A 25,164-nucleotide genomic window follows, 5' to 3' on the forward strand; every position below is an offset into this window, starting at 1 on the left:
GTGTTTAGCTTACTGATACTAATAGATCGAGGATTTATTAAAGATATTCTCTATTGCAAATCAAAAGTAATCAAATTTAAAGATGTCTATTTCTAGTTTTTAGGGAGCAATTGCTGTAAACTATTTGGTGTCAATGGCGGAGTGGCCACACCTGTTCCCATCTCGAACACAGCAGTTAAGCACTCCAGCGGCGAAAATACCAGCAATGGGAAAATAGCACAATGCCAAATTTTTTATTATTCTTTTTACAAGTCTTAATTTTAAACGTTAAGATTTTTTTTATTTTATTCAAACACTAAAATTAATGGGTAACCATTAAGTTAATAAATTTTGAAAAATAATTAAAAAATTGTCTACTTGTAAATAAGTAGACAACATTAAGTTTTTATTTTAAGTAAGCAATAGCTTCAATTTCAATTAAAGCATCTTTAGGAATACGAGCAACTTGCACAGCAGCTCTTGCTGGTTTATGGTCACCAAATAGCTCTCCATAAACAACGTTCATATCCATAAAATGGTTTAAGTCTTGTAAAAAAATATTTACTTTTACAATATGGTTTAAAGTAATTTTAGCAGCTTCACAAATGGCTTTAATATTTAATAAACACTGTTTAGTCTGAGTAGTAATATCCTTCCCAGCAAACTCACCTGTAACGCTATTAATAGGTAGTTGTCCGGAAATGTATAAGAAGTCACCAGCAACTATCGCTTGACTATAAGGACCAATAGCAAAAGGAGCTTTGTCAGTTTGAATGGTTTTATTCATGTTATCACTCTTTCTCTATATAAATATTTATGATGTTCAAATTAATCCTTGTGTTGGTCTAAACATTTTTGTAAAAGATTAATTCTTTTAAGTTAATAATAAAGTGAATATTAGCAACTTGAACTATAACTAAATTTTACCTGATTTTAATTTAATAATTAATAAAATTTTAATTATATAAAAGATTAAAGTATTTTAATAAATTTATCTAAGTCATGTTTATAATCTTTGATTTGCAGTTAGATTCAGATTTAACCATTATAGCCACAGCAGCATCACCATAACTAATTTCACTTTTACCTTCTTTATTAACAACTAAGTAATCATTACTAATTTTAAATTTACCAGAAGTTGGTAGTTCTGGTAAATACATTAGTGATGGACTAAAGTAAGTCCAGTTTACGGTATCTTTCTAATGATTGTGCTTGCATTCGTGCATGTTCTTTTCATTCTTCAGGGAAAGCACTAGTTTCTACTAATATTTCTCCCTTATCATTTATAAACTACCTGCCCCACCAACGACTAAAAGGCGTTTAATAGTAGGACAATCATGCATAATATCAATTAAAGTTATTGCTACTTTTTCATGAATAGATTGTGGACTATCAATTGTTGGACCATAAGCACTAATTAACACATCAATGTCATTAATAGCATTTTTAATGGTACTTTTATTAGTAACATCAGCTTTTCGGATGGTTAAACGAGAATTATTGTCTAAATTAGGCATTTGTGTTGGATTTCTTGTAATAGCAACAACTTGATATCCTTGTTTTAATGCTTCTTTAGTTAAAGCTAAACCCGATTTACCTGTGGCGCCAATAATTCCGATTTTCATGTAGAAAATACTTCCTTTCAAATTTAATTATACCTAATGGTTACTAATAATATAATTATAACGCAAATTAAAGTTATAATTAAAACTTATACTAGATAATGGAAAATCTAAGTAAAGAAAAGTAAATTAGTAACTATCATTAGAATTTAGTCATTATTTTATGCTATCTTACTGATAGATAGTTTTAATAATAACACTTATTATATTTAATAATATTAATTTTCATTTGTTTTATATTTTTGGTGTTCACCCTTATCAAAGGATTCAATATAACTATTCATATGCTTCATTAAGGTTTTATTTCTATAATCTAATATAATAAACATAAAAACATTATCGAATATATTGGAGGTATTAACAATGGCTAAAGCAGTAAAAAGTAATGCAACCACAACAAAAACTAAAAAGCAAAAAGATCCAAATGCTCCAAAGGCTCCCATGAATGCTTATTTCTTTTTTCTAAAAGAAAAAAGAACAGAATTTAAGGCAAAACATCATGAATTAAAACCAGCAGCCCTTGTAAAAGAAATGAACAAATTATGAATTGAATTAGAAATTATTGATAAAGAACCATATCAAGAATTAGCTAATGCTGACCGTGAAAGATATTATCTTGCCACAGGTAAAAAACCAAAACCTAGAAAGAAAAAATAGGAAAAGAGAGATGGTCAAAAATTTTATTATTGATTTAGTTGAATTAAGAAATGAATTAATAGCTATTTATCCAAGTAAAGAAGTAGAATATAATAAAAAGATAACAAAAATATTTAAGTTTTTAAGAGAATGTTATGAAATAAATAACCATGAAATCAATTCTAATAAAGTATTAAAAAAAAATACCTAATACTACTCAAACTTCTTACTCTTTAAAGGAAAATAATAAAAAGCTAAAATTAACTAGAAACTGCATCATTCACTGCGAATTAAAAATTAATGTTTTATTAAAAAGTGAAAATAAAATATTTAAAAAAGTTAAAACTCTAGTTAGTAATTTTTTATTAAAAGAACAGAAAGCATTATCAAATGGCTGAGATTTAATTGTTGATAAAGAAAAACTCAAAGCCTATATTAATGATATTTTAAATATCGAAAAAAATAATTGTGATTCTGAAATTGAAATGGCTGATGATACTTTAGAATTTTTTGTACATGATGTCAAAAACGAATTTTTGATAACGATAAAAATCTATTCAAAATTCATTCTCACAATGAAACTGATAACACCCTACTTAAAGATGAAAGTGGAAATATAAAAATTTTAGAAATGTTTCATAAAAAATGTATGAAACAAAAAAGAAAACAACGAATTAAAGAAATAAAATATAATGAAAAAAATATTAAGTTTACTTGTACTAAATGTATTATTAACAACGAGAATATCCAATAAACTATGTAACTAATAAAATAACTATATAAGAACACTTGATTAGTTAAGTTTAATATTTTGTTTCAGAAATAAATTGTTTATACACTGTTTTAACCATTAATAACAAATGTTTTTTAAACACTAGAGGTTTACATATAAATTACTATTTAAACTCATTTTATGCATTAATATAATACAAAAGCATATTTCTTTTATTGTATTTTTCTTTATATACAATATGGTTATAAAAATAAAAGTGTTTGACCAAGTACTTTAATTTTAAAGTAAATGGTTTTTTATTTTTGAAAGAAAAAGGGGAAAAGAAATGATGCCAAAGACAACCAACATAACTACAACAAATTCAGTAGATGACATTAAAAATAACATTGAATACCTTAACGCAAAAATAATAACTCTTGAAAAAGAATTCAATTTTTTAATAGATGAAATCGGTAAGGAGCAACAAGATTATCAACAAAAATATCAAACTATTTTGTCTCATGGAGAACAAAAAAGTAAAGAATATAAAGAAGATTTAAATTCCAAAAATGATGACCTAAAAAAACTAGAAGATGAAATAGGCAACAACAATCATGGAAATGAATCTTTACACAAAAAAATAAGTGAGAATGAAAAAACTATTAAAGAAATAAGCAATGAAATTCAAAGTCTTAGAAAAAGTATGGAAAGCTTTAAAGAAAAAGCACAAAAAATAGATAAGGAAACTTTTCAAGAAAGTGAAAAAAGTGCTTTAAATTTTTCAGGGTCTACAGAAGAAAGAAGAAAATTTACTGAATTTGTAATAGACTTAACTGAAACTAACCCAATTCATGATAATATTCAAAAAAATTGAGATGAATTATGAGAAAACTACAATAAGTTAATTAAAGAAAAGGAAGAAGAGCAAGCAACTTTAAAAACTGAAATTTCTAATTGAGAAAAACAAATACAAATAAATCAAAATAAAATTAAGGAAAAAAATATGAAATAAAAAATAAAGAACAAGAAATAAAAAAATTAGAAGTTGAAGTAAAAGAACTTAATGAAAAAATCAAAAAATATGAACAAGAGATAAGAAATAAAATAGAAAAGCTTAATAAAGAGAAAAATGATGACCTTATAAAAAATAAATTACATGAAAAAGTTTGAAGAAACTTATGATAAAAAATATAGTAAAATTTTAAAAACTATAAAAAACTTTAATAATTATAATGAACAAGAACCACAAACATCAACATCAAGTAACATAAAAGAAGAAAAAACAATAATAATTTAAAACTATTTAATTTTGAAAAATTAGAATTAGAACCATGATCAATAATAAATCTAATTCCTAATTATCGTTATTTCTTACAAGAATATAAAACTCCATGCTCTACTCTAATTTTTGCTCCAAATATAACTTTAAAAGATAAACATAATAAAAAAAATCAAAAATAGTTTTTATTTTCTTCAAATGCTATCATTTCAAGAGTGCAATGAAGAAAAAAGAGAAATTTTCAAAAAATTAAAAGATAAAATAACAAAAAATAGCAAAAACATTATTTTTACTAAAGACAAAGCATTTGGTTTATTATATGATGCCCAAGATATTACACTCAAAAATCTTCCACTTTTAATTGATTTTACAACATTGATTAAAATGCCTAAAAAGTTTTTTCCCTTAATTCATGATTATAAAAAAAGTTGTAATTTAAATCAAAAAATATGTAAAAAAATATCTAATACTTTTGAAGAGAATTATGACATTATAGTTTTAAATCTAAAAACGCAAAATAATTATGTTAAAGATTATATTAAAGATTTAGACTTATTATTTGCAGACATTAATAATCAAAAAATTGATTTAGAAGAATTAGAAAATAAGTTATCTAATTTTTATAAGTTCCTTTGTTTAATAAAAGAAAATATAAAAACAACAAATGACAATCAAGAACAACAAACTAGTGAAGACTTTACAACACATAATTTTGCAGATAAAATGGGAAAAGAAGTATTTAATGCTTTAGAAAGAATATTAAATTCGATAAATTCAAACTCTATAAATCCTTTGGAAAATACACCACAAACAATTGATATTTCTGCAATAAACAATGAACCATTACCATTATCACAATCTAATCAATCAGAACCATCCACAAGTAATATTATTTAACTTTCAGATTTACCAATTAATTTTTAATATTAAAAGGGAAACAGATAATTCTGTTTCCCTTTTAAATTATTTATTGTTATACAAAAGTAATTAATACCATTGGTGCATTATCACCAGTTCTATTATCTACTTTAATTAATTTTGTATATCCACCATTACGATCTTTGTATCTATCAGCAATGTTAGTAAATAATGTTGGAATAACACCATCTTTTTCATGCTCTTTAGTTACAATTTTACGTAATTTAGCAATCGCTTGACGTCGTGAATGTAAGTCACCGCGTTTAGCTAAAGTAACTAGTGGTTCAACAAAAGTTTGTAATCTCTTAGCTCTGGTTTGCGTTAAAATTAATTTTCCATGAACAATTAGTTCACTAGCTAAGTTACGCATTTCTGCATCAACTTTAGCACTATCTCTTCCTGTATCGTTAATATATGACATATTATTTGTTCCTCCTTTTTAGTTCTTATTAGAAAATTCTAAGTTATTTCTTGCTATACATTCTTCAATTTCTTTAACAGATTTTGAACCTAAATGTTTAATTAATTTAATTTCTTCTAAACTCTTCTTGGCAATATCACCTAAAGTTTTGAAGCCATCACGTTTTAAACAGTTGTATGAACGAACTGTTAAATTCAATTCTTCTAATGCTAAATTTAAACTATCATTTTCTTTTTCATTAACAATTGAAATAACTTCAAAGTTTTTAACATTATCATCTAAATTAATAAAGAATTCAATATGACTCATTAAGATTTTAGCTGCCATAGCAATGGCTGAAGCTGCTTTAATTGAACCATTAGTTTGGACACCAATTGTTAATTTTTCATATTCAACATCTTTAATAGTTTTAGTAACTGGTTCTACTTTGTAGTCAACTTTAGAAACTGGTGAATAGTCAACATCAATAGCAATAATTCCTGAACTGTTAGCAATTTCTTTTTTGTTGTTTTCAAAAGATGAATAACCACGAGATTTCTTAACAAATAACTCCATATCGAATAGGACGTTTCTTGAAGTTGTTCTGGCAATTACTAAGTCTGGGTTTACTACTCGCACTTCAGTTGGGCAAATAATATCACCAGCAGTAATTTCTTGTTCACCTGTTACATTAATTTTTAAGTTAGTAATTTTTTCTTCTTTTTGGATGTCTCCATCAAAAGCTAAAACTAAGTCTTTAACATTTAAAATTATTTCTGAAACATTTTCAACTACGCCTTTAACAGCAGTAAATTCATGTGATACACCAGCAATTTTAATAGCGTAAACAGAAACTCCTGGCACAGAAGATAGTAATGTTCTTCTTAAAGCGTTAGCTAAAGTTGTTCCATAGCCACGTTCTAATTGATTAACAACGAATTCAGTATAATGAGTAGTACTGTTTTCACTATTTAAACTAAATTTTGGTTTTAAAAATTGTTGTTCCATATTTTATTTTCACCTGCTTTATTTTCTTGGTTTTTTTGGTGGACGACAACCATTATGAGGGATTGGTGTCACATCGTTTAGGTCTTTCATTTCAAATCCTAGTGCTTGTAAACTACGGATTGCTGGTTCTCTTCCAGGACCAGTTCCATTTACATAAACACTTAAAATTTTTGCTCCGTGTTCAATAGCCGTTTTACCAGCAGCTTCAGCTGCTAATTGTGCCGAGTGAGGAGTTGATTTACGAGTTCCTTTGAACCCAACTGCTCCAGCACTAGATCAAGCAATTACGTTACCATTAAGATCTGTGATAGTAACAATTGTGTTATTGAAACTAGCTTTGATAAATGCTTTTCCTTTAAAGAAATTAGGATTAGCTTTGATTTTTTTCTTAACTGTTGTTTTTATATTCATTATTTCTATCCTCCTAATTAGCTTGCTTTTTTCTTGTTAGCAACCGTTTTACGTGGTCCCTTGCAAGTTCTAGCGTTAGTTTTAGTTGATTGTCCTCGAACTGGTAATCCTTTACGATGACGAATTCCACGATAACATCCGATTTCCATTAATCGTTTAATGTTTAATGAAACTTCACGTCTTAGTTCACCTTCAGTTTTACATTTTTTCTCGATTAATTTACTAATAGCAGTTACTTCGTTTTCACTTAGTTCATTAACTTTTTTGCTTTCAGCAATTTTCAATTCTTTTAAAATTGAAGAAGATTTGCTACGTCCAATTCCGTAGATTCTTGTTAAACCAATAACAGTATGTTGGTTTCCAGGGATATTTATTTGTGCAATTCTTCGGCTAGCATTGTTTGTATTTGGTGTCATATTTTATTTTTCCTCCTATTTATCCTTGTCGTTGTTTGTGTTTAGGGTTTTCGCAAATGATTACGTTACGTCCTTTGCGTTTAATTGGTTGACATTTGTCACAAATTTTTTTAACTGATGCTTGTACTTTCATCATTTTCCTCCGATCAGAATTTTAATTTTCTTCGTTTTCTTCTTTTTTATGAGCTATAGGTGGAGTGCGATAACGGAAAGTTATTCGTCCTTTACTTAAATCATATGTTGATAGTTCAGCTTTAACATGATCATTTTTAATAATTTTAATGTGGTTGATTTGTAACTTACCACCTAGTGTTGCTGTAATTAATTCGTCGCTATCAAAGTCTTTTAGTTTAATTTTAAAAGTAGCGTTTGGCAGTACTTCTTTTACGATAGCTTCACACTCAATCGTATTTTCACTAGGTTTTTTTTCTTTTTGAAATTTTGGTTTTGTTTGTTGTTTTGGTTTTGCCATTGCTTACAACACCTCATTAGTTTCTTGATTGTTATCTAAAATTGTTAGCACTTCACAGCCATCATCTGTTATTAAGATAGTGTGTTCAAAGTGGGCAGTTTGCAGATAATCAGCAGCAACTACCGTTCACTTATCGTCTAATACAATTACTTCATCTGTTGTCATTTGGACCATGGGTTCAATGCAAATGGTCATATTTTTTTGTAATTTAATCCCTCGGTCGCGTTTGCCGACATTAGGAATTGCTGGGTCTTCGTGAAGTGATTTACCAATACCATGCCCAGTATACGATGTTGGTAAACAAAAGCCTTGGCTTTCTACATAGGTTTGAATGGTGTTACTAATATCACCAATTCGTACCCCAGATTTAAGAATTGCGATTGCTTTATTGAGCGATTCACGTGTCACATCAATAATTTTCTGTTGTTCTGTGGTTGGTATTCCAACGCACATAGTAAACGCAGCATCAGCATGATATCCATTAATGCTAGCACCAGAATCAATTTTAACAAGATCATTTTCTTTAAATGGTTTATCATTGGGAATGCCATGAATTAGTTGTTCATTAACTGAAACACAAATTGTTGCAGGAAATCCGTGATAATTTAAGAATGATGGTTTAGCATTATTTTTTTTAATAATTTCTGCAGCAACCTTATCTAGGTCTTTACCTGTTGTTCCAACGGTAATTATTTTTTTTAATTCGTGATGAATTAATGCTACTACTTTACTAGCTGCTTTAATGTTTTGAATTTCTTTTTCGCTTTTAATGCTAACCATTGTCATTCTCCAATAAATATTGTTCAATTGTTGCTAGTACTTTATCATTTTCAAGGTTGGCGTCAATAGTTTTTAGCAAACCTTTATTTTGATAATATGTTACTAATGGTAATGTTTCTTTTTTATAAATTTCCAACCTTGTTTTAATGGTTGTTTCTTTATCGTCAGAACGTTGAATTAATGTTTGATTGTCAATATCACATTTATTATTAATCTTAGGAGGAGAAAATTTAAGATTGTACACACGACCACATTGCAGACAAACTCGCCTTGATGATAAACGGTCAATAACGGTTTGTTCATTAATTGCTAAGTACAAAACCAAAATTGGTTTCTTAATCGTTAATAATGTTTGGTCAAGAAAGTTTGCTTGGTCAATAGTACGAGGATAGCCATCAAGAATGAAATCTGTTGTTTTAATATCTGATTGCAGCAATCTTGCAGCAACCAAGTTATTAGTGATTTCATCAGGAACATATATTCCAGCATCCATATATGCTTTAGTTTTAATTCCCAGAGTCGTACCATTTCTTATGTTATTTCGAAAAATATCACCAGTTGATAAATGGATTAATCCATATTTTTTGACAATGAAGTCTGACTGAGTACCTTTTCCAGCACCTGGTAAACCTAAAATAATTAAATTCATTTTCCACTCCTGAAGTTTAAGCTCACAAATGCTCTTTGGCATTTTTGTTATCTTTATAATTTAAGAATGAATGTTGGGTAATTCGTCCTTTAATTTGTTTTGTGGTATCAAGTGCCACTCCTACCATAATAATTAAACCTGTTCCCCCGACAGCAAGTGAAGAAGGAAGGTTAGTAAACTTAGAAATTAAGAATGGTGTCACAGCAACAGCAGTTAAGAAAAAAGCACCAACCGTACTTAAACGATTTAACATTCTTTTAATATACACTTCTGTTTCTTTCCCTGGTTTAACACCAGGGATATACGTTCCTGATTTCTGAAAGTTTTTCGCCATTTGTTCGGGATTTATTTGCACTTGGGCATATAAAAATGTAAACATAATGGTCATTATGGCGAAGATAGAAATTCCTGGTCACGACTGTAGCGATAAATAATTCTTAGCAAAAATCGCAAATCCGCTCGTTGGGCTTAAAATTTGAGCCACAGTCATGGGGGCAGTAATTAAGGCCGAGGAGAAGATGACAGGAATAACTCCTGCCGAGTTAACTTTTAAGGGCAAATAAGAAGTCTTATCACCCTTAAGGGTTAACCCACTTCCGGTTTGTTGAATTGGTAGGTGTCGTTCTGATTCATTAAAGAAAATAACGACAAGGATAATTAATAAGAAGGCTGCGAAGTACAAGGCAAATTTTAATGCACCTTGGAAGACAACACCATTATTAGTATCTGGCCCTACTCAATATTTAAATGTTGACGCTAAGTTAAATGGTAAATTAGCAGCAATTCCACCAAAAATAATTAATGAAATTCCGTTACCAATTCCACGGTTAGTAATCTGGTCGGCCATTCATAATGATAACATAGTTCCAGCTAATAAAATAGCAGGAATTAACACGTAATAAAATGTGGCAGGTCCAGCAGCGCTAGCACCATCACTTCAATCAACAGAAATAATATGCTGTGATTGTAAACCTAAAATAGTAGCAAACCCTTGCATGATCGCAAATGGTACTGTTAATACTCGGTTCATTAATTCTAGTTTTTTCTTACCTTTTTCTCCTGATTTCGCTCATCTCGTTAAAGTTGGTACAACATCAGTTGATAATAACTGCACAATAATAGAGGCAGTAATGTAAGGTGAGACACCAAGTGCGAAGATTGAAAATCTACTAATGGCACCTCCACCTAACATTGAAATTAGATTAAGGAATTCTATTCCACTACTATTACTATTGTTTAAATCTTGGTTTAGAATCACTCCCGGAACGGTTATAAATGCTCCAACACGAAAGATGAATAAAATAAAAATGGTAAATAAAATTCTAATAATAACTTCTTTATACTTTTTTATTAATTCACGAGTTGTTGTGAACACTTAGATCACCTCAGCTTTTCCTCCGACTTGTTCAATAGCAGCAACAGCTGATTTTGAAAATTTATGCGCTTTAATAGTTTTAGCACTTGTTAATTTTCCTTTAGCAAGTACTTTAATACCATCTTTTTTATTTCTAATTAATTTTAATGCAAATAAAACTTCAGGTGTAATATCAGTGGTTTCAATTAGGTTAATTTGTTCTAAGTTAACAATACTATAATTAGTTGTTGTAAAGTTAGTAAATCCACGTTTTGAAACACGACGATATAAAGGTGTTTGTCCACCTTCAAAACCAGGTCTTGTTCCACCACCGGTACGAGCGTTTTGTCCTTTTGTTCCTTTTCCAGCAGTTTTACCTTTTCCAGAAGAAATTCCACGCCCAAGACGTTTGATGTCTTTACGTGAACCAGTGGTTGGTTTTAAGTTATGTAATGTTGTTTCCATAGTTCACCTCTAACCGTTAGTGCGCTTAGCAATAGTGGTTTTTTTATCGTTATTTTTGGCAAAATATGCTGCTGGTTTAACAGCAGCAAGACCATCAATCGTAGCTCTTGCTAAGTTAATTTTATTCTTTGAACGAAATGCTTTGGAATAAATGTTGTGGATACCAGCTAATTCTAAAATATCACGGGCAGCGCCACCAGCCTTAATTCCAATCCCTTCTTTCGCAGGTTTTAGTAGAATTTGACTTCCACAGTATTTTCCTGTTACTTCATGGACAATAGAATTATTGTTAGCAGTGATGGTAATAGTTGTTAAGTTTTTGTGAGCAGCTTCAATGGCTTTCTTAATAGCATCAGGAACTTCATTGGCTTTAGATATTCCTAAACCAACGACACCTTTACCATTACCAATGGCAACTGTTGCTGAGAAACGTAATCTTCTGCCACCAGTAGTTACTTTGTTAATTTTTCTGATTCAGATAACTTTTTCCGTAAATTCACTAACAGGCTTCGGCTTTCTTTCGAAACTTTTACGTGAACCACGCTCTTTGTTATCGCGGTTATTTCTATTTGGTTGTGATGAATCGTTTCTTTTGAATTTATTATCAGTCGCTGTTTTAGCTTCTACTTTAACTTCAGAGTTTACTGTATCATCTTTTTTAGTTGTTGTTTTATTGTCTAGACTCATACTTTAGTTCTCCTTCATTAGAATTCTAATCCAGCACTACGTGCTGCATCAGCGATTGCTTTCACTTTACCATGATATAAATATCCACCACGATCAAAAACTACTTTTTTAATTTTTTTCTTGATTGCTAATGTGGCAATAGTTTCACCAAGTTTAACGGCAGCTGCCATATTGCTTTTTGATTCTAAATCTTTAAAAGTTAATGTTGATACTCCAATAATTGTGTTAGCAGCAGTATCGTCAATAATTTGAGCATAAAAACTATTATTAGATTTAAAAATATTTAAACGTGGTCTTTCGCTTGTGCCTTTGATTTTAGCACGGATACGAAAGTGACGAGTTTGACGTTTGTCTGATTTATTTTTAGTCATTTTTGTTTCTCCTTAAGTGCAAGTATTAGGTTATTTACCCTTACCAGCAGCTTTTCCTTCCTTACGACGAATGTGTTCGGTTTTATACTTAATTCCCTTACCTTTGTACGGCTCAGGAGTACGGTATGCACGAATTTGAGCTGCAACTTCACCAACTAGTTGTTTATCAATTCCGCTAATTTGGAGAATAGTTGGTTTAGGAGCTACGATTGTAATTCCTAATGGAATTTCGAATTTAACTGGATGCGAAAAACCTAAGTTTAAGTTCAGAATGTTGCCTTGAACTGCAGCACGGTATCCAACACCATTAATTTCTAATTCTTTCATGAAACCTTTTGATACTCCAATTAACATTCCGTTAATTAGTGAGTTAGTTGTTCCATGAAGTTGCTTGTTTTGTTTCTTATCATCAGGTCTTGTTGTTCTGATGACGTTTTTTTCTTTATCAAAGTTAATATTAATATTTTTTGGTAAAGTTTTGTTTAAAGAACCTTTTGGTCCTGTGATAGTTAGAAAATTGTTTGTATTAAGAATGATAGAAGTATTTTCCGGGATTGTAAGAACTCGGTTACCGATACGTGACATATGAGGTTACTCCTTATCATACATAAGCAATTACTTCGCCACCAAGGCCAAGTTTTTTTGCTTGTTTATTTGTCATAAGACCTTTTGATGTGGAAATGATTGCGATTCCGTAACCATTTAAAACAGTAGGAAGTTCTTTATGTTTTGTATACATTCTTAATCCTGGTTTTGAAACTCTTTTTAATCCAAGAATTGAACTTTTACCAGTATGTACTAGTAACATTTCTAATTTTGGCTTCTTTGCTACTTCTTCAGTGATACGATATTTTTCAATGTAACCATTTTTCATTAAGATTTCAGCAATTTTAACTAACTCTTTTGAAGAAGGTACACTAACTACTCTGTGTTTACTACTATCTGGGGCGCTAATAGCGTTACGAATAACGGTAAGCATATTACTTATTGGATCTGTCATCATAATTATATACCTCCTATCATGATGCTTTTCTAATACCAGGGATTTGTCCTTGGTATGCTAAACCACGAAAGCAAATACGGCATAACATAAACTTACGGATAACTGCATGTGGACGGCCACATTTTTGACAACGTGTGTATGCTTGAGTACTAAACTTTGGTTTACGGGCTTGTCTTATTTTTAATGAAGTCTTTGCCATTTGTTATCCCTCCTGCTTTCCTGATTTTTTAAATGGTAATCCCATTTTTTTCAATAACATAAATGCTGTTGAATTGTCAGGGGTTGTTGTAACAATTGTTATTTCCATGCCGCGAACTTTATCTACTTCTTCGTAGTTAATTTCTGGGAAAATAATTTGTTCTTTAATTCCAACAGTGTAGTTACCATTTTGGTCAAAAGCTTTTGTTGATAAACCTTGGAAATCACGAATTCTTGGTAAAGAAATTGAGATAAATTTGTCAAGGAATTCATACATTTTTTGTCCTCGTAATGTAACTTTACATCCGATTGGCATTCCTGCTCTTAACTTAAAACCAGCAATTGATTTTTTGGCTTTCGTAACTACTGGTTTTTGACCAGTAATTTTTGATAATTCTGCTACTGTTTTATCAATGGCTTTGGGATTTGCACTTGCATCTCCGACACCAATGTTAATAACAATTTTTTCAACTTTAGGTACTTGCATGATTGATTTAAAATTTAGTTCTTTTTGCAGTTGCGGAATAATAGTTTTATTGTATTTTTCTTGTAAACGATTCATTTTTATTCTGTTACTCCTTTATTAGCGTAGTTCTGCATTAGAACGTCGTGAGACACGAATTTTTTTATTATCTTTAATGATGTACCCAATTTTTGTTGTTTTTTTGTCTTTTGTTTTTCCTTCAAGGATCATAACGTTTGAAATGTGAATGCTAGCTTTAACTTCCACAATTCCACCTTCTTGATCATTTTGAGTTGGCTTTTTATTTTTCTTAGACATGATTCCTTCAATAATAACGCGGTTAGTTTCACGAAGTACTTGCATAATAGGACCAGTATGACCTTTATGTTTTCCAGCAATAATTTTAACTTGGTCGCCTTTTTTTAATTTAGTATCAAGACTAATAACTGGTTTCTTTTTGCTTGCCATTTACTCAATCCTCCTAAACAATTTCTTCTGCTAAAGAAGCGATTTTGTTATAACCACGATCTTTAACTTCACGAGCTAAAACACCAAATACTCTCGTACCACGTGGTGTTTTATCTTCTTTAATAATTACAACGGCATTATCATCAAATTTTACAACTGAACCATCATCACGTTTCATACCGAATTTACTACGCACAACAACTGCTTTAATAACTTGCCCTTTTTTGATAGCACTATTTGGTGTTACTGATTTTGCCGAACATACGACAATATCACCAATCTTAGCGAATTTTTTGGTACTGCCACCCATTACTCTAATTACCATAACTTCTTTAATACCAGTGTTGTCAGCCACATTGGCTCACGATAGATTTTGTAACATATCTTTTATCCTCCTGGTTTAATTAAGCTTTTTTAACGATTGTTTTAGAATCAATGATTTTTAACAAACGGAAACGTTTTAGAGCTGATAAGGGACGAGTTGAAATGATTTCAACTTTATCACCGATTTGGGCTTGGTTATTTTCATCATGGGCATGATATTTTTTAGTTGATTTAAAACTTTTTCCGTACATTGGGTGGCGTTTTGAAGTTTCAACAACAACAGTGATAGTTTTATCACTTTTGTTTGAACTTACGATTCCAATGAAGGTTTTACGTTGTTTGTTTGGAACAATATTTGTCATTATGCTTTGTCCTCCTGTGGTTTAGTAGTTTTTTTAGATGATGATACTTTAGTTGCTGTAGTTTTTGGTTTTGTTGTTTTTTTATCAGTAGAAACTTTTTTAACAGCAGGTTTTGCTTTTTCAGTTACTTCTTTTGTTACTATGACTTCAACAGGCTCTGTTGATTTAGTAGTTTCTGCTTTAGTTGCTTTTTTTTCAATTTTAGCAGTTTTTTTTGTTTTTTTAATTTCTTTTTTATCTTCTACTAAAACCATTTTGTTAATATTTAATGGTTTTATGGTTTCGCCATTTAAAGAACGTAAACTTAATTCAGTTTTAATACGTGCAATGTCCTTACGAAGATTATTAATCATGTGTGGCGTTTCTAGTTTACCTAACGCTTTTTGAATACGTAAAGCAAACAATTGTGCACGAAGTGTTTCTTCGTCTTGTTGTAATTCTAAAGTTGGCTTATTTTTAATTACTTGCATTTCCATTTGCTTCACCCAATTCTGTTGTTAATTGATTAACAGGATTTATTTCTTGCGTTACTTCTCTAGTAACGATTTTACATTTAATTGGCAACTTGTGCATTGCTAGACGAAGTGCTTCGCGAGCAGTTGCTTCGTTTGGATATGATACTTCGAACATTACTGTGCCTTTTTTTACAACGGCCACTCAATGGTCGATTGACCCTTTTCCAGAACCCATACGTACTTCTGCTGGTTTACGTGTAATTGGTAATTGTGGGAAAATTCTAATTCAAACTTTTCCACCACGTTTCATATAACGTGTCATCGCAATTCTGGCTGCTTCGATTTGTCTTTCAGTAATGTAAGAACCATCTTCAGCACGTAATCCATAAGTTCCAAAATCAACGGTTTTACATCCTTTTGCTGTTCCCTCGTAACTTAGACGGTGAACGCAAGAGTGTTTATATCTTTTAGGAATAGCCATTTCTTACCTTACCTCCTTAGTTGTTTGGGGACGATTGTTAGTAGTGTTTGAACGTCTGTTGTTATTTGGTCTTTGGTTGTATTTTGAAAGAATTTCTGGTTGTGTTGTATCTTTTCCAGTAAGGATTTCACCTTTGTATACTCAAACTTTAATTCCAATTTGACCGAAAGTTGTTTTAGCAGTAGCAGTAGCATAGTCAATATTACTACGTAATGTTGCTAGTGGAACACTGCTTTCTGAATAACCTTCTTCACGAGCCATATCAGCTTCGCCAAGTCTTCCTGAAACACGAGTTTTGATTCCTTTTGCTCCAGCGCGAAGTGCTTTACGAATTGCTAATTTTTGTGTTGTACGGTGTGACATACGAGCACTAATTTGTTGTGCTAATGTATTAGCAATAATTTGTGCATCGATATAGGGGTTTTTAATTTCCATAACATTGATTCTAATACCAATCTTACGGTTTTTAATTGTTTTACGAACAAGTGTTGTTAACACTTCAATGTTTGCTCCGCCTTGCCCTAAGACTGAACCAACACGAACACAGTGGATAAATAAGGTAATTTGTGATTTAGTTCTTTCGATTTCAATTTTAGAAACTCCTGAAGTTGTTAAGTGAGCAAATAATGCTACTCTAATCTTATGGTCTTCTAAAATTCATTTTGCTAAATCTTCATCATTAGTTGCATATCAACGTGATTGTCAATCTTTGTTAATACCATATCTTAATCCGTTTGGACTAACTTTGTGACCCATATTGCTTATTTACCTCCTAGTTATCGCTAACCACAATAGTGATTTTGCTTGTTTTTTTTAAGATTTGAAATGCTCGACCATGAGCACGGGGCATAAATCTTTTCATAGTTGGACCTTCATTAACAAAGATTTCTTTAATTCTTAGTTTGTCGGCTTCCATTCCATGATTGTTGGCTGCGTTTGCCACAGCTGAGTTGATTAGTTTAGTAATTGGTTTTGCTGAGCGTTTTTGTTCGTGAGCTAGAATTACTAGAGCTTTAGCAACGGCATTACCACGAACTAAATCAGCTACTAAACGCACTTTTCTGGGACTAATGCGTAATTTGTCTAAATGAGCTTTTGCTTCCATAAGTTCTATCTCCTAACGTTTTTTCTTGTCAGAACCGTGACCACCAAATTTACGTGTGGGTGCAAATTCTCCTAATTTATGACCAACCATATCTTCTGTTACATAGACCGGTAAGTGAGTTTTTCCATTGTGTACTCCGAAGGTTTGGCCAACAAATTCAGGGAAAATTGTCGATCTACGAGATCATGTTGTAATAATTTTTTTTGATTTATTTTTATTTTGGACTTCCACTTTTTTCAATAGATGGCTATCTGCAAAGGGCCCTTTTTTTAAAGATCTTGCCATGTTTTATTTCCCTCCTACTTTGTTGCATTTCGTCTTCGGACGATTAATTTATTTGATGCTTTTTTAGCGTCACGAGTTTTTAATCCTAATGCTTTTTTACCTCATGGTGTGACAGGAGCTTTTCTTCCGATTGGAGCTTTACCTTCTCCTCCTCCATGTGGGTGGTCATTAGGATTCATAACACTACCACGAACAGTTGGTCTGATACCTTTTCAACGGTTTCTTCCGGCTTTACCAATGTTAACTAAATTAAAGTCTTCATTACCAACAACACCAATAGTTGCACGGCAGTTACTTAATACTTTTCTAACTTCGCCTGAACCAAGTTTTAATAAAGTATATTTAGCGCTTTCATCACGACCAAGGATTTGAACGCTTCCACCAGCACTACGTGCCATTTGTCCACCTTTTCCTGGTTTTAATTCCACATTGTGAACAACAGTTCCTTGCGGAATTTGTAATAATGGTAGACAGTTTCCAATGATGATATCGATTTTAACAACATCACTATTTTCACCACTTAATATTTTGTCGTCTACTTTAATTCCTTTTGGAGCTAAGATGTAACGTTTTTCACCATCAAGGTAAGAAATTAAACAAATGTTAGCATTACGGTTTGGATCGTATTCAATTGTTTTAACTGTTCCAACAATATTATCTTTATTACGTTTAAAATCAATAATACGGTATTTACGTTTATGTCCATTACCTTGGTGTCTTGTTGTAATTTTACCTTGGTTGTTTCGACCACCTTGTTTAACTAAATTTATCAATAATGATTTTTCAGGACTATTATCAATAGTTAAGTTTTTTTTATAGTCAAGTACTGTCATATTACGTTGACCTGGGGTAATGGGATTAATTTTTCTAATTGCCATAATATATTTCTCCTTCCAAGCTCATTATTGTTCTTCAGAACTAAACAGACTTAGTTGTTCACCAGGAGCTAATTTAATCAGAGCTTTTTTAACTGCTTGCGTTTTTCCAACGAATCGTCCAACAGTTTTTGTTTTTGGTTTACTATTAATAATATTAACATCTGCTACTTTAACTTCAAAAATTTGTTCGAAAGCTTTTTTAATGTGACTTTTATTAGCCTTACGGTTAACAGTGAAAGTATATGTGCCTTCAGCCATTTGTTTGTAAGTTTTTTCAGTTAATATCGGTTGTTTTATAACTTCACTTAAATGCATATTAAATTAAAGCCTCCTCAGCGATTTTGATTGCTTCAGTAGTAAATAATACTTTTTTAGCGTTTAATAAATCGTAAATATTAATGCTTGTCGCAGCAATTGTTGTTGTTCTAGGTAAATTGCGACCTGATTTGATAACTAACTCTTTATTGCTTGTTCCAGTAATAATTAAAGTTTTGTTATTTGCTAATTCTAAGTTTGTTAAAGTTTCTAACATAGTTTTAGTTGATGGTTTTTCAAATTTTAAATCATCGATTACCATCATGTTTGAATTTTGAAACTTAGCAGCTAGCGCTGACTTTAGGGCTAATCTTCTTACTTTTTTTGGTAAACCAATTAGGTAATTACGATCAGGGGTTGGTCCAAAGACAATTCCTCCACCTTTTCATTGTGGTGAACGGATTGAGCCTTGACGGGCATTACCTGTTCCTTTTTGTTTTCATGGTTTTCTTCCTCCACCAGCAACTTCGGCACGGCTTTTTACAGCGTGTGTTCCTTGACGTTTAGCAGCATTGTAACTTAGTAAGCTATCAAATTGTGCTTGCTTGTGTGATTCAATTCCTCAAATTTTTTCATTTAAAGTTAATTCGCTAACTTTTGTTCCAGCGTTGTTAACAACATTAATTTTCATTTTGCTATCCTCCATAATTAACTTTATTGTCCATCGGCAGGATTAACTGTTGATTCTTGATTTCTAACAACTAATTCTACTGGGGTTTTGGGAACTGATTTTTTAACTGCTTGTTTAATAACAAGGAATCCTAGTTTTGGCCCTGGAACTGAACCTTTAACTAAAATATAATTATTTTCTCTATCCACTTTAATAACTTCTAAATTGGCAACACTACGTGTAACATTTCCCATTTGCCCTGGCATTGGTTGTGATTTGAACACGCGGTTAGCATTAATTGATCCTGTAGAACCCATTTGACGGTGTAAACCAGATCCGTGTCCCATTGGACCACGTGATTGGTTATGGCGTTTAATACGTCCTGAGAATCCTTTACCTTTAGAAGTTCCTTGAACATCAACGAATTCACCGGCAGTGAAGACGTCGGCAACGCTAATAAGATCTTTATGATTAAATCCGACCATGTTACGAATTTCTCTCACGAAGCGCTTAGGTTGGCTGTCGGCCTTTTTAAAGTGTCCGATTTCTGGTTGATTTGATAAAGTAACACGAAGGTCAAATGCTGCAAGTTGTAAACTGTTGTATTTATCTTTGACATCTGTTTTAACTTGACTTACTACGTTTGGTTGTACTTGAATAACTGTTACTGGAACTAGTTGTCCGTTGTTTAAGAAAACTTGTGACATTCCTAGCTTCTTACCTAAGATTCCTTTCATAATTTCCTCCTATGGAATAACGTAAATCTTTTGAATTTACGCTTTTTTCTTATTAACTTTTTTTGGTGCTTGGTTTAAAGTTGATTTTTTTTCATCTTTAGATTCGATAATCAAAGAGATACTTACACTATTAGGGATTGTGATTCCACTTAGTGCATTTAAAGATTTTGGTGACAATTGGGCACCAATCATTCTTTTGTGAGTTCTCTTCTCAAATTGTTCACGTGAATCTTTATGTTTATGTGGTGAACGAAGAATTGTGAAAATTTCTTTGCTAGTTGGTAATGGAACTGGCCCTACTACTGCAGCGCCTTCTTTTTTTAACACTTCTTTGATTTTTTGTGCTATTTGGTCAAGTGCTGAGTGATCGTAACTTTCTAAACGAATTTTTACTTTGTCTCCTATGATTGCCATTGGCTATATCCTCCTTAGAACGATTTAATAAAATAAAGAACAAAACATGTGATATAATGACAACTGATATCAGCGTATCAGCATTGATAAATAACAACCATGCTTTGTAAGTATAGCATAGTGTAGTAGTGAAGGGAATAGTAAATTAGAAAAAAATAAAAATATTTTTAGATAGTAAATTTAAGGTTATTTTCATGAAATAATAAAATAAACTACCAACTTATAAGTTGGTAGTTTATTTAAATAGTTTTTTAATTAAACATAGAAGTTGTGCGGACAGGGGTTTGATTTTGGATAGAATATTTTTCTACTTCACTGTTAGTTGATTCTATTAATTTTGTATCATCTTCTTCTATTATTATTGACAATCTGCCTTCATCAGATTGTTTAGAAGAAATATAACTTTTGTTTCTTTTTGCTGATGAATATCGTGGTTATTCTAAAATGAGCAAAATTTTGCCACATGAACAAGTTAACCATAAAAAGTGATTTTCTTTCTCATGATGGGGTTCATACAAATACAATTGAAAGTTTCTGAGCAATAGTAAAAAGAGGAATAATGGGTCAATTTCACTGAGTATCTAAAAAGTGGCTTCAGTCTTATTTAAATGAATTTTGTTTTAAGTATAATCACCGCAAAGAAAAACCAACATTTAAAAACGTGCTAATTAAATTATTTTTAAATAAATAAGTGTTACCCTTTAAGCGTAAAATTCCGAAATTAATTTAGACTTTTACCCAGTACACAGTTATCTATAATTGAAATTTCACTACACAAAAGGAAATAAAATCTAATCTTTTTCAGTTCGAAATATGTAGTTGATTTCATTCAGTTTCATTTTTTTCCTCCACATAAATGCATGCAGGAATAATTTTTAAAATAAATTTTCTATATTCATTATAGAAAAGTGTTATATTTTTTTTACTAACTAAAAAATTAAGTAAAAAATGTTTTTAACCTTTTTATGTTTTTTAATAAAAAGGTTTTTCCTATAGAAATGAGAAAAAAGATGAAAGAAATTTTCTTAAATTTTTGTCTTAAAAATAATGTAAAAATAGCAAAATTTTTACTAAAACTTAAGATTATTGATGTTAATACATTGTTTGAAAATAATAACACTGCCTTACATCTTGTATTACAAAAAACCTATAAAACAGTATCACCTGAAACACAAAAAATGATTGATTTATTAATTTCTGCTGGAGCAAATATTAGTCTGACTAATAGTGAAGGTAATAATGTCATGCACATTGCTGCCAACATTGATATCACATATTTAATTGAAGTTTTATTAAAAAAATAGATAAACTATTTATTGAATATGAAAAATGTCAAGATAACAAAGAATCCATATTAATTCATTTAAAAAAAGAAATAACATTTATTACTCATATTCTTAATAAAAAGGATAATAATCAAGATACACCATTAGATATTAGTATAAAAAATAAAAGCATAGAACTATTTAAATTATTATCAAAATACACTTTTGTAAATGTTAATAATCACCCTATATATTGACACAATATTATGAACATAGCTATTGAATCAGGTAATTTTGAAATTAGCAAATTATTGCTTGATTTTAATAATATTGACACACCTTACAAAAACGGAATTAGTTCACCTATACTGTTAGCACTAGAAAATAATGATTCAGAAATGATAATTCTTTTACTAGAACTAAATGTAACAATTCATTTTGAAAATAAAAACATTGAAGAAAATCTTTTAGCAATTGCTATAAAGCAAGCAAACCCTCTTATTTTAAACATTTTATTATTTACCAATCATTAAGTTTGAAGTTTTAAAAAAATATATTGAACTAACTGATGAATTAATTAAAGAAAACCCTAACAAACTAGAGTTTAAAGAAATTAAAAAATTATTGGAAAAAAAATCAAAATTTGATGATAATAGAAAAGCAAAAATTAATGAACTAGGTAATGATAATTCTGCAGGTAAAATTATTGATACATCTCCGAGAACAAAATATTTAATTTAACTAACTGATGCAAAAGATTAATAATACATTTACATTTTCAACCTTTATTTATAACCCTGCCTTTGATATTTTTCTCAATATTGTAAAATGACTTCATCATTAAATAAATATGATTGTTGTTTTCTAACATCCTTTTTTAATTTCTTAATATTTTGTCATAACGTATTTTGTAAGGGAATAGGATACTTTCATATTCTGCGATTAGTTTTAAATTCCTTTAAATCTAATAATTTATAAGTACGGTTAGGAAATACCTTAATATCTAAATCATAGTCAATATATTTAATAGTTTGGCAGTCTAGAATAAAAGGACTGGCAATATTGCAATAATAATGAATGCCATCATTGCGAATCATACAAATTATATTATACCATTGATTAGGAAAGAATAACCAAATTGCTGGATCAACAGTCGTTCATTTACGACCATTAATTTCAGTAATTGTTACATGTTCATTTACTAATACTAAATAATCTTCAGTATTTTCTAATACAATTGATTTATCTCAACTACGATATAAATCACCATTATGCTTATATGCATGAATTGAAAGGATTTGCCCTTCTTTAAAGTGCATGAAATAAATCACCTCAACTTTCTGCAACTTATAAAACATAGTAATTATAACATTAATTACTTTACAATTAACAATTGATTTAGACTACTTTCTACTCAGGATCCTTTTAAAAATAAAAAACTCCATAAGGAGCAAAATATCTTTTTATAAATGGGGCGATCGACGGGATTCGAACCCGCGAATGTCAGTTCCACAAACTGATGCGCTAGACCGCTACGCCACGATCGCCATATTAGTATTTAATTAGATTAAACCGTTAAATATTATACAATAAATTTAAGCATTTTAAACAAAAATTCGTAAAAGATTGAATAAATACTTTTAATTTTGTAAAAATAGTGTTTTTATTTTAAATTTCCTTAAAAGGTCCTGAATATATAATGTGAAACATACATTATCTCATATGCCTTTAAAAAATGGAATTGAACCATTACAAAATCACAACTTTCGAATCGCACTAAATTAACGATTTAAACTTTCACTTACCTAGTTATTTTAACGCTTTTTTAGAACTTTTTGCATATATTATGCAAAATCAACAGACGTATATATAATTCAAGTGAATAAGTAAAGATAGTTTTTAACCCATTACTTTTATTTTGAAAGGAAATTAAAAATTATGCCATTAACTAATAGTGAATCACAATTATTACTTTGAGAAAAACAATATACCGATGATAACAAATTATTTGAAAATATTAGAAAAAAAACTATGGATTTAATTAAGCAATCAAAGATAAAATTGATATATATGAAAAAATTTATAAACGTTAAAAACGTTAATTTTAATCAAAATATTGAAATATTTTTAATAAATTTAATCAAAACTGATAAGTTATTATCTTTCCTCAGTATTATTAAAGATATATATATAATGAATTGTCTGTATGTTATGAAAATAATCTTTTAGAATTTGACAGTGCCGTATTAAAAGATTTTTTAATTTCATGAAATTGAGTTTTAAAAGAACATAATAAAAACATTTATGAACAAAAATTGATTGCAGAATTAATTAGTATTTTTAATTTAAATAAAAATGTAAAATTTTTAAAAATTTTAAAGGAAAATAGTGAAAAAAGTAAAATTATATTTGACCAAAATTTTTCTAATTTGCAAGTTAGTGATGTTATAAAAGAAAACTGACAACAGATTATACAATTTCAGGATTTTAATGTTCATTTAAATAAAAAATGAATAAATATAATTAAAAAAATAGATATTTTTATTAATTGAGAACAAAATATTAAACGAATCAGGTTAAGTCTAAGATTGTGTGTAAATTTAAAAAAGTAATAAAAAATGAAGGCATAAGATTGTTTATTGAATTATTTTAAATAAACTTTTAAAAAATCAATCAGATGATCAAATTGGTGCTAATAATTATGAACGAAATGAAGCAAGAACAGATTGCCGTAACGGTTATTATCAGCGTGATTTAAAATCTGTAAATGGAATTTTGAATTTAAATGTCCCTAGACATTGTAATAAATCTTTTGAAACTGAAATTTTCGAAAAGTTTAAACGTTCAGAACAAGCATTATTATCTACCATGATGCAAATGGTAATTGACGGTGTATCAACAAGGAAAGTTGATAACATAACAAGAGAATTGTGCGGTATTAATTATTCTAAATCTACTGTCTCTAATATTTGTAAAGAATTAACTGAAGTAATAGGCACATGAAAAAACCGTGATTTAAGCGCAAATTCCTATCCTTTTATAATTATTGATGGAGTACATGTTAAGGTTCGAGAAAATAATCAAGTAATCTCTAAAGCAGTTTTTATAGCCCTAGGTATAAATGACCAAGGTCATAGAGATATTTTAGGAATGATGGTTGGTGATTCAGAATCAGAAACTACATGAAGTGAATTCTTTTCTTCATTGAAAGAACGTAACTTAACTGGTCTTGATTTAGTTGTTTCTGATGCCCATAAAGGGTTAGTTAAAGCAGTTCAAAAACATTTTCAAGGCGTGCAATGACAAAGATGTCAAGCACATTTTATGCGTAATATCTTGGATAAAACACCTAAAAAGGATAGAGAAAAAGTCGAAAGAGATGTTAATGCCATTTTCAACGCTAGTAGTATTAAAATGGCTAGAATGATTCTTAAAGAAATGAAAGATAATTATTCCCATCTTTTAGACTCGGCATTACGAATTCTTGAAAATGTTTTTGATGATGCTTTAGCAATTTTAAGCTTTCCACTGTATTACCATAAAAAATTAAGAACTAGTAATCACATTGAACGCCTAAACCGTGAAATTCGAAGAAGAGAAGGTGTTGTTACCATATTTCATGGAGTTGATAGTGTATATCGA

The 25,164-nt window shown here is 30.0% G+C and carries 41 protein-coding genes, 1 tRNA gene, 1 rRNA gene and 1 pseudogene; 10 read left to right on the forward strand and 34 right to left on the reverse strand.

What is annotated here, in order from left to right; all coding sequences use genetic code 4:
* The first annotated feature begins 123 nt into the window (after positions 1-123).
* Positions 124-230, forward strand: a 5S ribosomal RNA gene (gene rrf, locus RDJ14_RS01040).
* Positions 231-385: 155 nt separating this feature from the next.
* Here rrf and RDJ14_RS01045 read toward each other — a convergent pair.
* The 3 genes from RDJ14_RS01045 to RDJ14_RS01055 all read right to left on the reverse strand — a co-directional run bounded on the left by RDJ14_RS01045 (position 386) and on the right by RDJ14_RS01055 (position 1,604).
* On the reverse strand, positions 386-766 hold the full coding sequence (locus RDJ14_RS01045) for a RidA family protein (protein ID WP_308149511.1): 381 nt from the start codon (positions 764-766) through the stop codon (positions 386-388).
* Between the two features lie 208 nt (positions 767-974).
* Entirely contained in the window at positions 975-1,139 is a 165-nt protein-coding gene (locus RDJ14_RS01050; protein WP_308149512.1) for a hypothetical protein, read from the reverse strand.
* Between the two features lie 123 nt (positions 1,140-1,262).
* A complete protein-coding gene (locus RDJ14_RS01055) occupies positions 1,263-1,604 on the reverse strand; it encodes an NAD(P)H-binding protein (protein WP_308149513.1) in 342 nt (113 codons plus the stop codon).
* A 360-nt stretch (positions 1,605-1,964) separates the two neighbouring features.
* Here RDJ14_RS01055 and RDJ14_RS01060 point away from each other — a divergent pair, with 360 nt between their 5' ends.
* The 5 genes from RDJ14_RS01060 to RDJ14_RS01080 all read left to right on the forward strand — a co-directional run bounded on the left by RDJ14_RS01060 (position 1,965) and on the right by RDJ14_RS01080 (position 5,125).
* Positions 1,965-2,258, forward strand: coding sequence for a hypothetical protein (locus RDJ14_RS01060; RefSeq protein WP_308149514.1), 294 nt, complete (start codon positions 1,965-1,967; stop codon positions 2,256-2,258).
* A gap of 10 nt (positions 2,259-2,268) precedes the next feature.
* Positions 2,269-2,448, forward strand: a complete 180-nt coding sequence (locus tag RDJ14_RS01065) for a hypothetical protein (RefSeq protein WP_308149515.1) — start codon at positions 2,269-2,271, stop codon at positions 2,446-2,448.
* Positions 2,449-3,295: 847 nt separating this feature from the next.
* Positions 3,296-3,961, forward strand: coding sequence for a hypothetical protein (locus RDJ14_RS01070; RefSeq protein ID WP_308149516.1), 666 nt, complete (start codon positions 3,296-3,298; stop codon positions 3,959-3,961).
* A 144-nt stretch (positions 3,962-4,105) separates the two neighbouring features.
* A complete protein-coding gene (locus RDJ14_RS01075; protein ID WP_308149517.1) occupies positions 4,106-4,246 on the forward strand; it encodes a hypothetical protein in 141 nt (46 codons plus the stop codon).
* Between the two features lie 180 nt (positions 4,247-4,426).
* Positions 4,427-5,125: a hypothetical protein gene (locus RDJ14_RS01080; protein WP_308149518.1), complete on the forward strand. Its 699-nt coding sequence runs from the start codon at positions 4,427-4,429 to the stop codon at positions 5,123-5,125.
* A gap of 76 nt (positions 5,126-5,201) precedes the next feature.
* On the opposite strand, the gene rplQ is transcribed toward RDJ14_RS01080, so the two are convergent.
* The 29 genes and pseudogenes from rplQ to rpsJ all read right to left on the reverse strand — a co-directional run.
* Positions 5,202-5,567: a 50S ribosomal protein L17 gene (gene rplQ / locus RDJ14_RS01085; RefSeq protein WP_308149519.1), complete on the reverse strand. Its 366-nt coding sequence runs from the start codon at positions 5,565-5,567 to the stop codon at positions 5,202-5,204.
* Positions 5,568-5,585: 18 nt separating this feature from the next.
* Positions 5,586-6,554, reverse strand: a complete 969-nt coding sequence (locus RDJ14_RS01090; protein ID WP_308149520.1) for a DNA-directed RNA polymerase subunit alpha — start codon at positions 6,552-6,554, stop codon at positions 5,586-5,588.
* Positions 6,555-6,572: 18 nt separating this feature from the next.
* Complete coding sequence (rpsK, locus tag RDJ14_RS01095) at positions 6,573-6,965, reverse strand: 30S ribosomal protein S11 (RefSeq protein WP_308149521.1); 393 nt, start codon at positions 6,963-6,965, stop codon at positions 6,573-6,575.
* A 17-nt stretch (positions 6,966-6,982) separates the two neighbouring features.
* Entirely contained in the window at positions 6,983-7,381 is a 399-nt protein-coding gene (gene rpsM, locus RDJ14_RS01100) for a 30S ribosomal protein S13 (protein ID WP_308149522.1), read from the reverse strand.
* A gap of 19 nt (positions 7,382-7,400) precedes the next feature.
* On the reverse strand, positions 7,401-7,514 hold the full coding sequence (gene rpmJ / locus RDJ14_RS01105; protein WP_308149523.1) for a 50S ribosomal protein L36: 114 nt from the start codon (positions 7,512-7,514) through the stop codon (positions 7,401-7,403).
* Positions 7,515-7,535: 21 nt separating this feature from the next.
* Positions 7,536-7,853, reverse strand: a complete 318-nt coding sequence (gene infA / locus RDJ14_RS01110) for a translation initiation factor IF-1 (protein ID WP_308149524.1) — start codon at positions 7,851-7,853, stop codon at positions 7,536-7,538.
* 3 nt (positions 7,854-7,856) lie between these two features.
* Positions 7,857-8,633, reverse strand: coding sequence for a type I methionyl aminopeptidase (map, locus tag RDJ14_RS01115; RefSeq protein WP_308149525.1), 777 nt, complete (start codon positions 8,631-8,633; stop codon positions 7,857-7,859).
* Entirely contained in the window at positions 8,626-9,282 is a 657-nt protein-coding gene (locus RDJ14_RS01120) for an adenylate kinase (protein ID WP_308149526.1), read from the reverse strand. The genes map and RDJ14_RS01120 overlap by 8 nt, the downstream gene beginning before the upstream one ends.
* A 16-nt stretch (positions 9,283-9,298) precedes the next feature.
* Positions 9,299-10,657: a preprotein translocase subunit SecY gene (gene secY, locus RDJ14_RS01125; RefSeq protein WP_308149527.1), complete on the reverse strand. Its 1,359-nt coding sequence runs from the start codon at positions 10,655-10,657 to the stop codon at positions 9,299-9,301.
* A complete protein-coding gene (gene rplO, locus RDJ14_RS01130) occupies positions 10,658-11,101 on the reverse strand; it encodes a 50S ribosomal protein L15 (protein ID WP_308149528.1) in 444 nt (147 codons plus the stop codon).
* 9 nt (positions 11,102-11,110) lie between these two features.
* Positions 11,111-11,788, reverse strand: a complete 678-nt coding sequence (gene rpsE / locus RDJ14_RS01135) for a 30S ribosomal protein S5 (RefSeq protein WP_374047452.1) — start codon at positions 11,786-11,788, stop codon at positions 11,111-11,113.
* Between the two features lie 17 nt (positions 11,789-11,805).
* Positions 11,806-12,159 (reverse strand): 50S ribosomal protein L18, encoded by a 354-nt coding sequence (gene rplR, locus RDJ14_RS01140; RefSeq protein ID WP_308149529.1) that lies wholly within the window; start codon positions 12,157-12,159, stop codon positions 11,806-11,808.
* Positions 12,160-12,189: 30 nt separating this feature from the next.
* Positions 12,190-12,744 carry a 50S ribosomal protein L6 gene (rplF, locus tag RDJ14_RS01145; protein ID WP_308149530.1) on the reverse strand — a complete coding sequence of 185 codons (555 nt, stop codon included), beginning with the start codon at positions 12,742-12,744 and terminating at the stop codon, positions 12,190-12,192.
* A gap of 13 nt (positions 12,745-12,757) precedes the next feature.
* On the reverse strand, positions 12,758-13,165 hold the full coding sequence (gene rpsH, locus RDJ14_RS01150) for a 30S ribosomal protein S8 (protein ID WP_308149550.1): 408 nt from the start codon (positions 13,163-13,165) through the stop codon (positions 12,758-12,760).
* 10 nt (positions 13,166-13,175) lie between these two features.
* Positions 13,176-13,361, reverse strand: a complete 186-nt coding sequence (locus RDJ14_RS01155) for a type Z 30S ribosomal protein S14 (RefSeq protein ID WP_308149531.1) — start codon at positions 13,359-13,361, stop codon at positions 13,176-13,178.
* A gap of 3 nt (positions 13,362-13,364) precedes the next feature.
* Positions 13,365-13,922, reverse strand: a complete 558-nt coding sequence (rplE, locus tag RDJ14_RS01160) for a 50S ribosomal protein L5 (RefSeq protein ID WP_308149532.1) — start codon at positions 13,920-13,922, stop codon at positions 13,365-13,367.
* 21 nt (positions 13,923-13,943) lie between these two features.
* Entirely contained in the window at positions 13,944-14,291 is a 348-nt protein-coding gene (gene rplX, locus RDJ14_RS01165; RefSeq protein ID WP_308149533.1) for a 50S ribosomal protein L24, read from the reverse strand.
* 13 nt (positions 14,292-14,304) lie between these two features.
* The gene (gene rplN / locus RDJ14_RS01170; RefSeq protein WP_308149534.1) at positions 14,305-14,673 is read right to left on the reverse strand and encodes a 50S ribosomal protein L14; all 369 of its coding nucleotides are present in this window, start codon (positions 14,671-14,673) and stop codon (positions 14,305-14,307) included.
* 22 nt (positions 14,674-14,695) lie between these two features.
* On the reverse strand, positions 14,696-14,968 hold the full coding sequence (gene rpsQ, locus RDJ14_RS01175) for a 30S ribosomal protein S17 (RefSeq protein ID WP_374047453.1): 273 nt from the start codon (positions 14,966-14,968) through the stop codon (positions 14,696-14,698).
* 8 nt (positions 14,969-14,976) lie between these two features.
* Positions 14,977-15,453, reverse strand: coding sequence for a 50S ribosomal protein L29 (gene rpmC, locus RDJ14_RS01180; RefSeq protein ID WP_308149536.1), 477 nt, complete (start codon positions 15,451-15,453; stop codon positions 14,977-14,979).
* On the reverse strand, positions 15,434-15,913 hold the full coding sequence (rplP, locus tag RDJ14_RS01185; RefSeq protein WP_308149537.1) for a 50S ribosomal protein L16: 480 nt from the start codon (positions 15,911-15,913) through the stop codon (positions 15,434-15,436). The genes rpmC and rplP overlap by 20 nt, the downstream gene beginning before the upstream one ends.
* A 3-nt stretch (positions 15,914-15,916) precedes the next feature.
* Complete coding sequence (rpsC, locus tag RDJ14_RS01190) at positions 15,917-16,669, reverse strand: 30S ribosomal protein S3 (RefSeq protein WP_308149538.1); 753 nt, start codon at positions 16,667-16,669, stop codon at positions 15,917-15,919.
* A 16-nt stretch (positions 16,670-16,685) separates the two neighbouring features.
* Entirely contained in the window at positions 16,686-17,018 is a 333-nt protein-coding gene (rplV, locus tag RDJ14_RS01195; RefSeq protein WP_308149539.1) for a 50S ribosomal protein L22, read from the reverse strand.
* Positions 17,019-17,030: 12 nt separating this feature from the next.
* Positions 17,031-17,303, reverse strand: a complete 273-nt coding sequence (rpsS, locus tag RDJ14_RS01200; RefSeq protein ID WP_308149540.1) for a 30S ribosomal protein S19 — start codon at positions 17,301-17,303, stop codon at positions 17,031-17,033.
* Positions 17,304-17,317: 14 nt separating this feature from the next.
* Positions 17,318-18,181, reverse strand: a complete 864-nt coding sequence (gene rplB, locus RDJ14_RS01205) for a 50S ribosomal protein L2 (protein ID WP_308149541.1) — start codon at positions 18,179-18,181, stop codon at positions 17,318-17,320.
* Between the two features lie 24 nt (positions 18,182-18,205).
* The gene (gene rplW / locus RDJ14_RS01210) at positions 18,206-18,496 is read right to left on the reverse strand and encodes a 50S ribosomal protein L23 (RefSeq protein ID WP_308149542.1); all 291 of its coding nucleotides are present in this window, start codon (positions 18,494-18,496) and stop codon (positions 18,206-18,208) included.
* A gap of 1 nt (position 18,497) precedes the next feature.
* Entirely contained in the window at positions 18,498-19,127 is a 630-nt protein-coding gene (gene rplD, locus RDJ14_RS01215) for a 50S ribosomal protein L4 (protein WP_308149543.1), read from the reverse strand.
* 23 nt (positions 19,128-19,150) lie between these two features.
* Positions 19,151-19,843 carry a 50S ribosomal protein L3 gene (gene rplC, locus RDJ14_RS01220; protein ID WP_308149544.1) on the reverse strand — a complete coding sequence of 231 codons (693 nt, stop codon included), beginning with the start codon at positions 19,841-19,843 and terminating at the stop codon, positions 19,151-19,153.
* A 111-nt stretch (positions 19,844-19,954) separates the two neighbouring features.
* Positions 19,955-20,257, reverse strand: a pseudogene (gene rpsJ, locus RDJ14_RS01225) (30S ribosomal protein S10); the annotation flags it as partial.
* Between the two features lie 1,010 nt (positions 20,258-21,267).
* On the opposite strand from rpsJ, the gene RDJ14_RS01235 reads away from it, so the two are divergent.
* Positions 21,268-21,561, forward strand: a complete 294-nt coding sequence (locus RDJ14_RS01235; protein WP_308149545.1) for a hypothetical protein — start codon at positions 21,268-21,270, stop codon at positions 21,559-21,561.
* 227 nt (positions 21,562-21,788) lie between these two features.
* Positions 21,789-22,055 (forward strand): ankyrin repeat domain-containing protein, encoded by a 267-nt coding sequence (locus tag RDJ14_RS01240; protein WP_308149546.1) that lies wholly within the window; start codon positions 21,789-21,791, stop codon positions 22,053-22,055.
* Positions 22,056-22,307: 252 nt separating this feature from the next.
* Here RDJ14_RS01240 and RDJ14_RS01245 read toward each other — a convergent pair whose 3' ends face one another.
* A complete protein-coding gene (locus RDJ14_RS01245) occupies positions 22,308-22,841 on the reverse strand; it encodes a DUF402 domain-containing protein (protein WP_308149547.1) in 534 nt (177 codons plus the stop codon).
* 151 nt (positions 22,842-22,992) lie between these two features.
* A tRNA-His gene (locus RDJ14_RS01250) sits at positions 22,993-23,069 on the reverse strand.
* 651 nt (positions 23,070-23,720) lie between these two features.
* Between RDJ14_RS01250 and RDJ14_RS01255 the strand changes: the two genes are divergently transcribed.
* Both RDJ14_RS01255 and RDJ14_RS01260 read left to right on the forward strand, forming a co-directional pair.
* A complete protein-coding gene (locus RDJ14_RS01255) occupies positions 23,721-24,134 on the forward strand; it encodes a hypothetical protein (protein WP_308149548.1) in 414 nt (137 codons plus the stop codon).
* 37 nt (positions 24,135-24,171) lie between these two features.
* On the forward strand, positions 24,172-25,164 hold a 993-nt coding region (locus tag RDJ14_RS01260; RefSeq protein ID WP_308149551.1), incomplete at its 3' end, for an IS256 family transposase.

The organism is Spiroplasma sp. AdecLV25b (genome assembly GCF_030913225.1).
Taxonomy (GTDB): domain Bacteria; phylum Bacillota_I; class Bacilli_A; order Mycoplasmatales; family VBWQ01; genus Spiroplasma_E.